Here is a 13,018-nt window from a genome sequence, read left to right on the forward strand (position 1 = left end):
GGCAGTCATGGAGCCCGGGGGGAGCGTCAGCGCCATCTCGCGTGTCCGGCAGCATCTTTCGGGCTGGGGCGTCAAGCAGTGGCAACAGGCCGGTTTGGTGGCCGTGCTGGCGGGCACCGCGGCCTTCGGCGGCCTGGACACCGTGAACCAACACGTCACCGACATCAAGCCCGGCGAACAGTTCGACACCGGCGAATTCGAGATGACGGTGCACCGCGCCACCCTGGTGGATGAGATCCGCGCCGGCAAGCGGGTGCTCTTACCTGCCAAACCGGGCAGCCGCTACCTCGGGCTGGTGGTGACGGCCCACAACACCGGAACGCTGCCCGGTGTCGTCGGGAAGCCGGTGCGCCTGGTCGATCAACCCCAGGCGCGGGAATTCGCGCCCATGCGGGTCGCCGACGGGACGCTGTCCGGGCGGCTCGGACCAGGCCTCACCGACGAGATCGTCCTGCTGTGGCAGGTGCCCGAGAACGCGGTGGCGGTCGGCGCCGAGTTGCCCGTCCAGATCTGGAAAGAAGTGCCCAGGCTGAACGTGACCGCGGGCCAGGGCTGGGTGCTCGGCAAGGACTACGCCCAGCTGACCGTCCCGGTCGGGGGCCGGCCGTGACCAGGACGCTGCACGCCCTCGCCACCGCTGTGGTGATCGCGGCCGCCGCATGGATGTGGCACAACCTGCCCACCCCCGATGAGGTGTACGCCCCCTTCGACGTCGATGCCGGAATGGGCCAGCGGGCCGTCGGTCACGACATCAGTGCGAAGGTCACCGGTGTGCGGATCGGCCCCCGCATACACCGCAAGCAATACCCGCCCGCCACCGTCGATGCGCTGGGCACCTGGGTCGTCGTCGACGCCGAGGCGATGGCCACCCGCTCCGACCAGGTGCCGACCGTCGAACTGCTGGTCGGGCCGAACACCTACGCCCCCACCCAGCGCCTGGGCTTCACACCCCTGACGGGCAACCTGGCTCCCGGTATCGCCGTGCGCAGTTCGTGGATCTTCGACGTGCCCGCCGAACTGGTCGCGCGGGGCAAGGACAACATCACCGTGCGGGTCTGGGTCGGCGACTGGCGCCTCGATTCCCGGCTGGTGTTCGACATCGGGCTCGACGATGCCCGGGTGCAGCACACCGATCTCGTCGAATTCGGGCCGGCTGAGCAGGTCGGCACGTGACGGTCACGCTCTGGCGGCGCAACGTGATCGGGGGTCTGGTGGCCGCGGCCGCGCTGACCACCATCACCACCGTGCTGCTGAAACCGGACTGGGAACGCTATCTGCACACCGTGCAGCCCGCCCATACGGCCGCGGCGCAGCAACCGACCGAGGTGGACGGTCAGACGTGGTCGATCCGCAATGTCAGCCGGTCGACCCGCGCCGCGGGGTCCGGTCTACCGCTGCCCGACGGCACCGTCCTGGTCAACGTCGTCGTCGAACGGTCGGGAACGGCGACCCAAGGTTTCGGCTGCACCGCCTACCTGGTCGACGGGGAGCGGTCCTGGCGGTCCACCGCCGGGCCGCCCTGCGGCGCCGCGGTGTCCATGCCGTGGAGTTTCCTGGTGCCGGTGAGTGCGGAACCGACAGCGGTGGACATCAAGAAATCGGACGGCTCACTGCTACTTCGGCTGGAGTTGTAGCGGGCGGGGGAGTGCAGCGCTGCACGCACCAGGCCAACGTGGTCGCTATCAGGCAGATCCGCAGCGGCTCGATGAGCGCGTGCGAGATCAGCGCCATCGGATCCCAGGTGGCGAACCAAAAGCCGATGTCGTGCGGTCCGAGCAGCCAGCCCATACCGCGGAACAGGTATCCCGATCCCAGTTGTGCGCGGAAGAAGCTGCCCGACATGTCCAGCCAGGCCAGGCCCAGATAGCCCAGCACGTACAGCGACAACGCGAGGATCCCGGCGGCCGCGATGACGTGCGCGGAATCGGTGATGGGCTTGAATTTGCCGATCTGTCCGGTGAACTGGTCGCGGACCTCGTTGCGCACCTTGCCGGGCAGGCGTTTCCACCCGGTGCTGAGTTGCGTGCGGGTGGTTTCGGAGCGGTCGATCCACCGGGTCACCCGGTCGCCTGCGACCCGGCGGGCCGAATCGCGCCAGTCCTTCTTGGCCGTGACGCCGTAGACAATGCACGCCACCGCCAGCCAGATCAAGGGGACCGCCGCACCACCGAACGCGGTCTTGAGCGCCCACATCACGGCATCCCACGCAACGTCGAGCAGATGGAAGTGGGAGAACACGCTTTCGCGGGTGTCGTTGAACCACACGATGATCCGTCGCTCCGAGACCCAGGCCGACGGATTGATCAGGAGCGTCAACCCGTTGCTGGCCGACAGCGTCAGCACCAGGAACACCCACAGTGCGTCCAGATACACCCGGACGGGCAGCAGCCAGGTCGGCAGCTTGTCCTTCAGCCGGCCGAACACGAGACGGGCCACCAGGGCCGCCCCGATGATGACGACGGTGACCGGGCCGACCGGCAGCATGTCCGGGTTCAACTCGACGGGCGCGTCGGACGTCAGCGCCTTGTCGAGCTGGTAGTCCCCGGCGCGGTACACGAAGCTCAGCCAGTCCTCCCGGAACATCTGCCAGGCAAGGTAAATCGCGAAGAACGGCACGATGACGGTCGCGAACAGGTCGATCTGTCGCGCCGATCGCGCGGGCAGCCCCGCCAGCGCCGGGATGCCCGGGCGGATCACCAGGAACATCGCGGCGTAGGAACCCAACCGGGCCATGCCGGCCAACGGCATGATCAGCGATGCCCACAGGTAGTTGTCGTAACCTGCCCATGCTGCCCACTCGATGGCTGCGACGCGGGCCAGATAGCCGAGCAGATAACAGGCCACCAGCTGCGGAAAGCAACGCACCCACAGCGTCACCGGCATCAGCAGATAGCGCACGCCCTCATCGTAGCGATGTCAGCCCAGCGACTCGGACAGCGCCAACCACTTCTCCTCCAGGTCGGCGATCTCGGTTTCCAGATCCCGCAACTCACCGGTAAGCCGTTGCAGCCCTTCATAATCACCCTGATCATGCTCGGCCAGCCGTTGGTGGGCGGTGCCGATCTGACCGTCCAGCTTCTGCAGCCGACGTTCGATCGAGGAGATCTCCTTCTGCGTGGCGCGCAGATCGGCGCCCGACGGAGCGGCCGCGCCGACGCCGACCGGGCGCGACGCCGCGGCACCGGTCTGTGCCGCATGCGAGGCCCGCAACCGTAGATACTCGTCCACCCCGCCGGGCAGGTGGCGCAGCCGCCCGCCGAGGATGCCGTACTGCTGGTCGGTGACCCGCTCCAGGAAGTACCGGTCGTGGCTCACCACGATCATCGTGCCCGGCCACGAGTCCAGCAGGTCCTCCATCGCCGCGAGCATGTCGGTGTCCAGATCGTTGGTCGGCTCGTCGAGGATCAGGACGTTGGGCTGCTCCAGCAGGATCAGCAGCAACTGCAGCCTGCGCTGCTGGCCGCCGGAGAGATCCTTGACCGGCGTGGACAGCTGCGCACTGCTGAACCCGAGCCGCTCCAGCAGCTGGCTGGGGGTGAGCTCCTGGGCCTTGGAACCCGTGCCGACGCTGTAGGTGGTGGCGAGGTCGCTGAGCACGATCCGGACCGGATCGTCGAGGTGCTCGGCCAGCTTCTCCACGCCCTGGGTCAGCGTCGCGACCTTGACCGTCTTACCGCGCTTGACCCGTCCCGACGTCGGCTCGACCGAGCCGTCGATCAGGCCGAGCAATGTCGACTTGCCCGCGCCGTTGACGCCGAGGATGCCGGTGCGCTCACCCGGGGCGATCAGCCATTCGACGCCGTGCAGCACCTCGCGATCGCCGTAGCTGACCGACGTGTCCAGCAGGTCGACGACCTGCTTGCCGAGCCGGGTGACCGCCAGCGACTGCAGGGCCACCTTGTCGCGGATCTCCGGCACGTCGGCGATCAGGGCGTTGGCCGCGTCGATCCGGAACTTCGGCTTCGTCGTGCGCGCCGGCGCGCCGCGCCGCAGCCAGGCCAGTTCCTTGCGGGCCAGATTCTTGCGCCGCTCCTCGATGGTTGCGGCCTGCCGGTCGCGCTCGACTCGCTGCAGGATGTAGGCGGCGTAGCCCCCCTCGAACGGCTCGACGATGCGGTCGTGCACCTCCCACGTCACGGTGCAGATCTCGTCGAGGAACCAGCGGTCGTGTGTCACCACGAGCAGCCCGCCCGATGTCGGGCTCCAGCGCCGCTTGAGATGTTCGGCCAGCCAGGTGATCGCCTCGACGTCGAGGTGGTTGGTCGGTTCGTCGAGCGCGAGGACGTCGTGATCGCCCGCCAGCAACTGGGCCAGCGCCACGCGGCGGCGCTGCCCGCCGGACAACGTGCCCACCGTCGCGTTCCAGTCCAGGTCGCTGAGCAGGCCGGAGATGACGTCGCGCCCGCGTGCGTCACCCGCCCATTCGTGCTCGGGGACGTCGCCGACCACCGTGTACCCGACGGTCCCGGTGGGATCCAGGGTGTCGGCCTGGTCGAGGACGCCGACGCGCACCCCGCCGCGGACGGTCACCCGGCCACCGTCGGGCCGGACCCGCCCGGCCAGCATCGCCATCAGACTGGATTTGCCGTCGCCGTTGCGGCCGACGATGCCGATCCGGTCGCCTTCGTTGACTCCGAGCGAAACGGAGTCGAACACGACCTTGGTGGGATATTCGAGGTGGAGGGCTTCTGCCCCGAGAAGATGCGCCATGTCCCCCTAAGGCTAGGCGGACTTCGTGACGTCCATTCACCGAGGACATTCAAGGCGGCCGATTGATGTTGCTATGCCATGATGTCGGGGCAATCGGGGGATTGAACCTTAAGACGTAGGGGAGCGGGCGTTGGTCGATTTCTCGATGATCACCGGGCCGGTGGGCCGATTTCTGGCCACCGCGCAGAACGGGATCGAGGTGCTTCGCTACGGCGGGCTGGAGACCGGCGCCGTCCCGTCGCCGTTCCAGATCATCGAGAGCGTCCCGATGTACAAGCTGCGGCGCTACTTCCCACCCGACACCCGCCCGGGTGCGGCGGCACCCGGTGCGCCGGCACTCATGGTGCACCCGATGATGATGTCGGCCGACATGTGGGATGTGACCCGGGTGGACGGCGCGGCGGGCATCCTGCACGCCTCGGGTCTCGACCCCTGGGTCATCGACTTCGGTTCGCCCGACAAGATCGAGGGCGGGATGCAACGTAATCTCGCCGACCATGTGGTGGCACTGAACGAGGCCATCAGCACCGTCAAGCGCGTCACCGGGCGTGACGTCCACCTGATCGGCTACTCGCAGGGCGGCATGTTCTGCTACCAGACCGCGGCCTACCGGCGCGCCAAGGACCTGGCCAGCATCATCACGTTCGGCGCGCCGGTGGACACCCTGGCCGCGCTGCCGATGGGCATCCCGCCGAACATGGGAGCCGTCGCCGCGAATTTCATGGCCGATCACGTGTTCTCGCGTATCGACATCCCAGGTTGGTTGGCGCGTACGGGTTTTCAGATGTTGGACCCACTGAAGACCGCGCAGGCCCGACTGGACTTCCTGCGTCAGCTGCACGACCGTGAGGCGTTGCTGCCCCGCGAGCAGCAGCGCCGCTTCCTGGACTCGGAGGGCTGGATCGCCTGGTCCGGGCCGGCGATCTCCGAACTGCTCAAGCAGTTCATCGCGCACAACCGGATGATGTCCGGCGGGTTCTCCGTGCACGGCGATCTGGTGACCCTCGCCGACATCGACTGCCCGGTGCTGGCGGTCATCGGCGAGGTCGACGACATCGGCCAGCCGGCTTCGGTGCGCGGTATCAAGAGTGCGGCGCCGAAGGCTGATGTCTACGAATACCTGATCAGGACAGGGCATTTCGGTCTGGTCGTCGGTTCGAAGGCGGCCACCCAGTCGTGGCCGACGGTCGCCGGCTGGATCAAGTGGCGCGATGGCGACGGCCCACTGCCCGACGACGTGGTGCCGATGGCCAGCAAGTCCCCGGCTACCGTCACCGACAGTGGGGTCCCGCTGGCCTCCCGGGTGGCCGCGGGCACGGCGGCGGCCACCGAGGTGGCCTTCGGGCTGGCCCGTACAGCCGCGGACGTCGTGGTCGCGACGCAGAAGTCGGCGCGCACGCTGGTCGTCGAGACCGCACGCACGCTGCCCCGGCTGGCCCGGCTCGGTCAGGTCAACGACCACACCCGGATCTCGTTGGGCCGAATCATGTCCGAGCAGGCCGAGAACAACCCGGGCGGCGAGTTCCTGTTGTTCGACGGGCGCGTGCACACCTATGAGGCGGTGGACCGCCGCGTCAACAACGTGGTGCGCGGCCTCATCGAGGTCGGGATCCGCCAGGGCGTGCGGGTCGGTGTGCTGATGGACACCCGTCCCAGCGCGCTGGTGGCCATTGCCGCCCTGTCGCGCCTCGGTGCGGTGGCGGTGCTGATCCCGCCCGACGCCGACCTGGCCGAAGTGGTCCGTATCGGGGGGATCTCCGATGTGCTCGCCGACCCCGGCAATCTCGAAGTGGTGGGCGGCCTGGGCATCCGGGTGTTGGTGCTCGGTGGCGGCGAATCGCGCGACCTGGACCTGCCTGACGACACCGCCGACATCATCGACATGGAGAAGATCGATCCCGACAGGGTCATCCTGCCCGGCTGGTACCGGCCCAACCCCGGCTTCGCGAGGGATCTGGCCTACGTGGCGTTCGCCAGTGCCGGTGGCGAGTTGGTGGCCCGCCAGATCACCAACTTCCGGTGGGCCCTGTCGGCGTTCGGCACCGCCTCGGCGGCCAACCTGGGCAACCGCGACACCGTCTACTGCCTCACCCCGCTGCACCACCAGTCGGGCCTGCTCGTCAGCCTCGGCGGTGCCGTCGTCGGAGGGGCGCGCATCGCGCTGTCCCGGGGACTGACGCAGGACCGCTTCCTGCACGAGATCCGGCAGTACGGCGTGACCGTGGTGTCCTACACCTGGGCGATGCTGGGCGAGGTCATCGACGATCCGTCGTTCGCGCTGTCCGGTAATCACCCGGTGCGGCTGTTCATCGGATCCGGTATGCCGACGGGGCTGTGGCGTCGGGTGGTCGAGGTGTTCGACCCGGCGCATGTCGTGGAGTTCTTCGCCACCACCGACGGCCAGGCCGTGCTGGCCAACGTGTCGGGCGTCAAGTTCGGCAGCAAGGGCAGGCCCCTGCCCGGCGGCGGACGGGTGCAGCTGGCCGCTTACGACGCCGTCGACGACCTGATCCTCGAGGACGAGCACGGGTTCGTGCGGCTCGCGCAGCCCAACGAGGTGGGCGTGCTGCTCGCGCAGCCGCGCGGCCCGGTCGACCCGACCGCGTCGGTCAAGCGGGGCGTGTTCGCGCCGGCGGACACCTGGGTGTCCACCGAATCACTGTTCCGTCGAGACGAGGACGGTGACTACTGGCTCGTCGACAACCGCAGCGCGGTGATCCGCACCGAGCGTGGACCCGTCTTCACCGCCGCGGTCAACGACGCGGTCAGCCAGGTGGGCTCGGTCGACCTGTCGGTCACCTACCGACTGGAAGTGCAGGACCGCACCGTGGCGGTGACCGCGGTGACGCTGCGCCCGGGGGGCAGCGTGCCGAGCGCGGAACTCTCCGAGGCGCTGGCGGCGCTGCCCGTCGGGGCCAGCCCGGACATTGTGTACGTGGTGCCGCAGATGACTCTGAGTGCGTCGTACCGGCCGCTGGTCGGCCCTCTGCGTGCGGCGGGGATCCCGAAGACGTCGCGTAACGCCTGGTATTTCGATGCCGATACGAGTCAGTACAAGCGCTTGACGGCGGCGGTGCGTGCCGAGTTCGGGGATCTGTGACCCCGCGCCCGGTGCCGGCGACGCTGTTAGGCTCCCCGAGACGTCGAAACGCAGTGGAGGACTTATGGCAGCGGAGCTGACGCGCACCACCGGATGGCGCCGTGCAGTCGCAGGCGTCGCCGTGGCGACCGGCCTGATGGCGGCCTTCGGATCGGGTATCGCCGGCGCCGATGTGCTCGACGACATCGCCGGTGAGTACGACACCGGCTCCGGCGGCGGGCAGGTCTCCACGTTGATCCACGACGCGCTCAAGCTGAGGGCCCTGGGCTTCATGCCGTCGCGGGGCAACTACGCGGACCTCAAAGACGGTCTGGACAAGCGGCCCAATCAGGGACCGCTGGTCAGCGCGCTGAAGTCCACCGTCGACTTCCAGCGCAAGACGCAGGCGCGGATGCAGAAGCCGTCCAACCCGGCGACCATCGGCATCAACACCCAGAACGACGACGGCATCCTCGGTGGCTTCTTCATCAACCCGGGCGGATAGCCTGCGGTCGTGGTCGATTCGAAACTTCTGAGCATCCTGGTCTGTCCCGAGGACCGTGGCCCGCTGCTGTACGTCGCCGGCGAGTGCCTGTACAACCCGCGACTGCGCCGGGCGTATCGGATCGTCGAGGACATTCCCGTGCTGCTGATCGACGAGGCCGTCGCGGTGACCGAGGACGCCGAGCACGAACGGCTGATCAGCTCAGGCTCGGCAACTCCCCAGTGAGGTAGCGCTGCAGATTCGGCGCGATCGTCTTGGCGATCGACTCCGGCGGCAGCGACGCGAACGGCTCCAGTTCCAGGATGTAGCGGGCCACCACCACACCCACCAGTTGGGACGCCACGAACTGGACGCGGATCGGGCCGGAGCCGGGTGGATGGTCCACCCGCGACCCGACCTCGACGGTGATCACCTCCTGCAGGAACGACCGCACCAGGGTGACGTCGGCGCCGCCGATCAGCGAGCGCAAGGTGGCGATGAAACCCTTGCCGAGCTCGGAATCCCAGAGTGGCAGCAGCAGCGACGGCAGCATCAGGCCGATCTCCTCCACCGGCGTCTCCCGCAGTGGCCCGATCACCTGCATCGGGTCGATCGGGATGTGGATGGCGGCGGCGAACAACTGCTGTTTGGTTCCGTAGTAGTGATGCACCAGCGCACCGTCCACACCGGCGGCGGTGGCGATGGCGCGAATCGAGGTCTTGTCGAAGCCGTTGCGGGAGAACAGTTCCCGCGCGCTTTCCAGGATCCGCTCGCGGGTGTCAGACGCTCCGGGGGGACGTCCGGGTCGTTTGCGCTCGGTGCTGTCGGTGGTCACTGGGTCCTTCTCGGCCTACGGGTCTGTCCTCACGGCGTGCGACGGCGCAGAGTCGCGGCGGCCAGCGCCATCGCCAGGACCGCGAAACCGATCACCACCGCGATGTCCCGGGCGGCGACCGCCGTGAGCTCGGTGTACGCGCCGACCTGCTGCAGTGCTTCCAGAGCGTAGCTGGCCGGCAGCACGTTGCTGATCCACTGCAGCCACTCGGGCAACACTTCGCGGGGCACGATGATGCCGCACAACAGCAACTGCGGGGCGATCACCACCGGCATGAACTGCACCGCCTGAAACTCGGTCCGGGCGAAGGCACTGCACAACAGCCCCAGACCGACCCCCAGCACGGCGTTGACGATCGCGATCACGAACACCAGCACCGGGCTGCCCGCGGTGTCGAAGCCGAGAAACCAGAACGCGACGACACAGGCGAGGGTGGCCTGGATGGCTGCGGCGATCGAGAACGCCGTCCCGTAGGCGGCGAGCAGGTCGAACCGGCGCAGCGGGGTGGTGAGGATCCGCTCGAGCGTGCCCGACACCCGTTCGCGTTGCATCGTGATCGAGGTGATCAGGAACATCACGATCAGCGGAAACACGCCGAGCACGATCAGGCAGGCGTTGTTGAACGGCGACGGTGTGCCTGGGCGGTGCGGCACGTTATCGAACATGAAGTACATCAACGTGATGATCAGAGTGGGCACCAGGACGATCATCGCCACGCTGCGGTGATCACCTGCCAATTGGCGCAGGATGCGGCCGGTGGTGGCCAGGTACGCCCGCGGGCTCAGCTTGCTGTGGCTGCGGTGCTGTGCCGGATGACGGACAGGAACGCTTCCTCCAGTGACGAACATCCTGTGTCCTTTCGCAATCGGGTCGGGGTGGTGTGGGTGAGCAGGCGGCCTTCGCGCATGAGCAGCAGGTCGCCGCAGTGGTCGGCTTCGTCCATGACGTGGCTGGAGACCATCAGGGTGGTTCCGGCGCGGGCCAGCTGGTGGAACTGCTCCCACAGATCCACCCGCAGTACCGGGTCCAATCCGACGGTGGGCTCGTCGAGCACCAGCAGGTCCGGGTGCGACACCAGCGCGCAGGCCAGCGATACCCGGGTGCGTTGTCCACCGGATAGGTTGTCGCACAACGCTGCTCGGTGGTCGCTGAGGCCGACGGCGGCGACCGCGTCTTCGGCTGCCTGGGCGTCGGAGCCGTAGAGGGCGGCGAAGTACCGGGCATTGTCGATGACGCGCAGGTCGCGGTAGATGGTGGCGTCCTGGGTGACGTAACCGACGCGGTGGCGCAGTTCGGCCGAGCCGGCGGGATGTCCGAGGACGGTCACGGTGCCCGACGCGACGATCTGCGTGCCGACGATGGCCCGCATCAGGGTGGTTTTTCCGCAGCCCGACGGTCCGAGCAGGCCGGTGATGGTGCCGCTGGCGATCTGCACCGTCAGGTTCTCGATCGCCTGTCGCTTGCCGCGGACGACCTGCAGGTTCTCGATGGAGATCGCCGGGTCGCGGTCCCCTTGCTGTAATTCATCATTCGATGAAGTCATCATGTGATGAATAGTGCGCCCGAGGTGGAGTGCTGTCAAGGGCCGGGCACAATCGATCTCGTGGATGAGCTGGCGGTCGACCCGGTGTCCGCGGCGAAGTTGCTGCTCGGCGCGCGGCTCGAGAGCCGCGGGGTGGTGTCGACGATCGTCGAGGTCGAGGCCTACGGCGGTCCGCCCGATCAGCCGTGGCCCGATCCGGCCGCGCACTCCTACGGCGGGCGCCGGCCACGCAACGCGGTGATGTTCGGCCCGCCGGGGCGGATGTACACCTACCGCAGCTACGGCATCCATGTCTGCGCCAATGTCGTATGTGGCAGTGCGGGTTTCGCGGCGGCGGTGCTGTTGCGGGCGGCCGTCGTCACCGAGGGGACCGACGTAGCGCGCCGTCGTCGGGGAGTGGCCGTTCCCGACCCGGCGCTGGCCCGTGGTCCGGGCAACCTCTGCTCGGCGTTGGGAATCCTGATGGAGGACAACGGAATCGACCTCGCGGATGACGCCGGCCCGGTCCGGCTCACGCTCAAGCCGGGTATCGACGGTGCGGAAGGTCCGAGGGTGGGGGTGAGCACCGCAGCCGACCGGCGGTGGCGATTCTGGTTACCCGGCCGTCCCGAGGTGTCCGCGTACCGGCGCAGCCCGCGCGCTCCGGTGCCGGGCGGTAGCGACTGAGCCGCGCAGTAGGTAAAGATCGACAGCGTGAGCACGGGCATCCTCGAAGAACTGGAATGGCGCGGCCTGATCGCGCAGTCGACCGACCGGGAAACGCTGGCGGCGGATCTCGCCACCGGCCCCATGACGGTCTATTCGGGATTCGACCCGACCGCGCCCAGCCTGCATGCCGGTCACTTGGTGCCGCTGCTGACTCTGCGGCGGTTCCAGCAGGCCGGCCACCGGCCGATTGTGCTGGCAGGCGGCGCGACCGGCATGATCGGCGATCCCCGGGAGACAGGGGAGCGGACGCTGAACACCGCCGATACCGTCGCCGACTGGGCGGACCGGATCCGAGGCCAACTCGAGCGATTCGTCGAGTTCGACGGCACGCCGACAGGCGCCATCGTGGAGAACAACCTGTCCTGGACCGGGCAACTGTCGGCGATCGAATTCCTGCGCGATATCGGCAAGTACTTCTCGGTGAACGTGATGCTCGACCGCGAGACGGTGCGGCGCCGCCTGGAGGGCGACGGCATCTCCTACACGGAGTTCAGCTACATGCTGCTGCAGGCCAACGACTACGTTGAGCTGCATCGACGGCACGGCTGCGCCTTACAGATCGGTGGCTCCGACCAGTGGGGAAACATCGTCGCCGGGGCCCGGCTGGTCCGGCAGACGTCCGGCGCGAGCGTGCATGCGATGACGACACCCCTGGTCACGGACTCCGAGGGCAAGAAGTTCGGGAAGTCGACCGGCGGCGGCAATCTGTGGCTCGACCCCGAGCTGACGTCGCCGTATGCCTGGTACCAGTACTTCGTGAACACCGGAGACGCCGACGTCGTGGGCTACCTGCGCTGGTTCACCTTCCTGGATGCCGAGGAACTGGGCGGATTGCAGCAGGCCACCGAGGAGCGGCCACACGAACGCGCCGCGCAGCGCCGGCTGGCGCGCGAACTCACCACATTGGTGCACGGACAGGCCGCCACCGATGCCGTGGAACTGGCCAGTCAGGCGCTCTTCGGACGGGCGGAACTCGCTGACCTGGACGAATCGACCCTCACTGCGGCATTGACCGAGGCCAGTAATGGTCAGGTCGCGGAGTTGGCGCCGGGCGACCCGGACGCGATCACGGACCTCCTGGTGGCGACCGGACTGTCCAAGAGTCGTGGGGAAGCGAAGCGGGCACTCGCCGAAGGCGGCGTCTACGTCAATAACGCACGCGTGGAAAGCGGCGAATGGATACCACAGTCGACGGACTTTCTGCGAGACCAGTGGCTGGTGTTGCGGCGTGGCAAGCGCCACATCGCGGGGGTCCGTCGCGTCACCAGCGCTGACCAGCGCAAATAGACCTCTGACCAGGCGATTTGACTCGCTGTTAGCCCTGCCGTAACTTATTGCAAGTCAGAGCGACACGGCCTCGGCCGGAGAGCAAAGACCAAATCCGAGAGAGATTCCCTTAACCGGGGAGTTCCTCACTGCCCGCAAAACGGACCGCGGCTTTTAGCCGCGGGATTGTTGCGCGATCAGAATCGGGCGTGTTGTTTGAGAACTCAATAGTGTGTTTGGTGGTTTTTGTTTGTTGTTTTTTGGCCACTCGTTTGGGGGGATTCCCGTCTTCCTGAGTTGATGGGTGGCTTTTTTTGATGCCAGTTTGTTGGTGTCTTTTGATTTGGATATCAGGTTTTTCTGATTCGAATTCACCTGGGCTTTGGTCTGGGT

Annotated in this window: 14 protein-coding genes; 8 read left to right on the top strand and 6 right to left on the bottom strand. The window is 67.5% G+C overall.

The features are described from left to right. The first annotated feature begins 7 nt into the window (after nt 1-7). Genes AC1DY7_RS15165 through AC1DY7_RS15175 form a run of 3 tightly spaced genes read left to right on the top strand, consistent with a single transcriptional unit; the run spans nt 8 to nt 1,634 of the window. On the top strand, nt 8-610 hold the full coding sequence (locus AC1DY7_RS15165; protein ID WP_477494485.1) for a DUF4352 domain-containing protein: 603 nt from the start codon (nt 8-10) through the stop codon (nt 608-610). Beyond that, nucleotides 607-1,173: a hypothetical protein gene (locus AC1DY7_RS15170; protein WP_477494486.1), complete on the top strand. Its 567-nt coding sequence runs from the start codon at nt 607-609 to the stop codon at nt 1,171-1,173. Before AC1DY7_RS15165 ends, AC1DY7_RS15170 begins: the two co-directional genes overlap by 4 nt. Continuing rightward, nucleotides 1,170-1,634, top strand: coding sequence for a hypothetical protein (locus tag AC1DY7_RS15175; RefSeq protein WP_477494487.1), 465 nt, complete (start codon nt 1,170-1,172; stop codon nt 1,632-1,634). Before AC1DY7_RS15170 ends, AC1DY7_RS15175 begins: the two co-directional genes overlap by 4 nt. Here AC1DY7_RS15175 and AC1DY7_RS15180 read toward each other — a convergent pair. After that, entirely contained in the window at nt 1,591-2,898 is a 1,308-nt protein-coding gene (locus AC1DY7_RS15180) for a hypothetical protein (protein WP_477494488.1), read from the bottom strand. The two genes, AC1DY7_RS15175 and AC1DY7_RS15180, sit on opposite strands and share 44 nt — an antisense overlap. Before the next feature lie 18 nt (nt 2,899-2,916). Further along, nucleotides 2,917-4,710, bottom strand: coding sequence for an ABC-F family ATP-binding cassette domain-containing protein (locus AC1DY7_RS15185; protein WP_477494489.1), 1,794 nt, complete (start codon nt 4,708-4,710; stop codon nt 2,917-2,919). A gap of 145 nt (nt 4,711-4,855) precedes the next feature. On the opposite strand from AC1DY7_RS15185, the gene AC1DY7_RS15190 reads away from it, so the two are divergent. The 3 genes from AC1DY7_RS15190 to AC1DY7_RS15200 all read left to right on the top strand — a co-directional run bounded on the left by AC1DY7_RS15190 (nt 4,856) and on the right by AC1DY7_RS15200 (nt 8,519). Further along, the gene (locus tag AC1DY7_RS15190; protein WP_477494539.1) at nt 4,856-7,810 is read left to right on the top strand and encodes an acyl-CoA synthetase; all 2,955 of its coding nucleotides are present in this window, start codon (nt 4,856-4,858) and stop codon (nt 7,808-7,810) included. Between the two features lie 64 nt (nt 7,811-7,874). Continuing rightward, the gene (locus AC1DY7_RS15195) at nt 7,875-8,294 is read left to right on the top strand and encodes a hypothetical protein (protein WP_477494490.1); all 420 of its coding nucleotides are present in this window, start codon (nt 7,875-7,877) and stop codon (nt 8,292-8,294) included. A 9-nt stretch (nt 8,295-8,303) separates the two neighbouring features. Continuing rightward, nucleotides 8,304-8,519, top strand: coding sequence for a Trm112 family protein (locus AC1DY7_RS15200; protein WP_477494491.1), 216 nt, complete (start codon nt 8,304-8,306; stop codon nt 8,517-8,519). On the opposite strand, the gene AC1DY7_RS15205 is transcribed toward AC1DY7_RS15200, so the two are convergent. From AC1DY7_RS15205 to AC1DY7_RS15215, 3 genes are read right to left on the bottom strand one after another with little or no spacing between them, the layout of a single operon-like run. After that, nucleotides 8,491-9,108: a TetR/AcrR family transcriptional regulator gene (locus tag AC1DY7_RS15205; protein WP_477494492.1), complete on the bottom strand. Its 618-nt coding sequence runs from the start codon at nt 9,106-9,108 to the stop codon at nt 8,491-8,493. The genes AC1DY7_RS15200 and AC1DY7_RS15205 overlap by 29 nt on opposite strands. Before the next feature lie 29 nt (nt 9,109-9,137). Continuing rightward, a complete protein-coding gene (locus AC1DY7_RS15210) occupies nt 9,138-9,956 on the bottom strand; it encodes an ABC transporter permease (protein ID WP_477494493.1) in 819 nt (272 codons plus the stop codon). Then, on the bottom strand, nt 9,890-10,654 hold the full coding sequence (locus AC1DY7_RS15215; protein ID WP_477494494.1) for an ABC transporter ATP-binding protein: 765 nt from the start codon (nt 10,652-10,654) through the stop codon (nt 9,890-9,892). The genes AC1DY7_RS15210 and AC1DY7_RS15215 overlap by 67 nt, the downstream gene beginning before the upstream one ends. A 3-nt stretch (nt 10,655-10,657) precedes the next feature. Here AC1DY7_RS15215 and AC1DY7_RS15220 point away from each other — a divergent pair, with 3 nt between their 5' ends. Both AC1DY7_RS15220 and tyrS read left to right on the top strand, forming a co-directional pair. Further along, entirely contained in the window at nt 10,658-11,317 is a 660-nt protein-coding gene (locus AC1DY7_RS15220) for a DNA-3-methyladenine glycosylase (RefSeq protein ID WP_477494495.1), read from the top strand. Between the two features lie 27 nt (nt 11,318-11,344). Beyond that, on the top strand, nt 11,345-12,646 hold the full coding sequence (tyrS, locus tag AC1DY7_RS15225) for a tyrosine--tRNA ligase (RefSeq protein WP_477494496.1): 1,302 nt from the start codon (nt 11,345-11,347) through the stop codon (nt 12,644-12,646). Between the two features lie 109 nt (nt 12,647-12,755). Here tyrS and AC1DY7_RS15230 read toward each other — a convergent pair. After that, the coding region (locus AC1DY7_RS15230; RefSeq protein WP_477494497.1) for a hypothetical protein at nt 12,756-13,018 on the bottom strand (263 nt) is incomplete at its 5' end.

The organism is Mycobacterium sp. P2_H7, assembly GCF_056403275.1.

What these genes read in the sequence shown, in the direction of transcription:
- AC1DY7_RS15165 (WP_477494485.1), top strand. Translation starts at nt 8, where the DNA reads ATGGAGCCCGGGGGGAGCGTCAGCGCCATCTCGCGTGTCCGGCAGCAT.
- AC1DY7_RS15185 (WP_477494489.1), bottom strand. Translation starts at nt 4,710, where the DNA reads ATGGCGCATCTTCTCGGGGCAGAAGCCCTCCACCTCGAATATCCCACC.
- AC1DY7_RS15190 (WP_477494539.1), top strand. Translation starts at nt 4,856, where the DNA reads ATGATCACCGGGCCGGTGGGCCGATTTCTGGCCACCGCGCAGAACGGG.
- AC1DY7_RS15195 (WP_477494490.1), top strand. Translation starts at nt 7,875, where the DNA reads ATGGCAGCGGAGCTGACGCGCACCACCGGATGGCGCCGTGCAGTCGCA.
- AC1DY7_RS15210 (WP_477494493.1), bottom strand. Translation starts at nt 9,956, where the DNA reads ATGTTCGTCACTGGAGGAAGCGTTCCTGTCCGTCATCCGGCACAGCAC.
- AC1DY7_RS15215 (WP_477494494.1), bottom strand. Translation starts at nt 10,654, where the DNA reads ATGATGACTTCATCGAATGATGAATTACAGCAAGGGGACCGCGACCCG.
- AC1DY7_RS15220 (WP_477494495.1), top strand. Translation starts at nt 10,658, where the DNA reads ATGAATAGTGCGCCCGAGGTGGAGTGCTGTCAAGGGCCGGGCACAATC.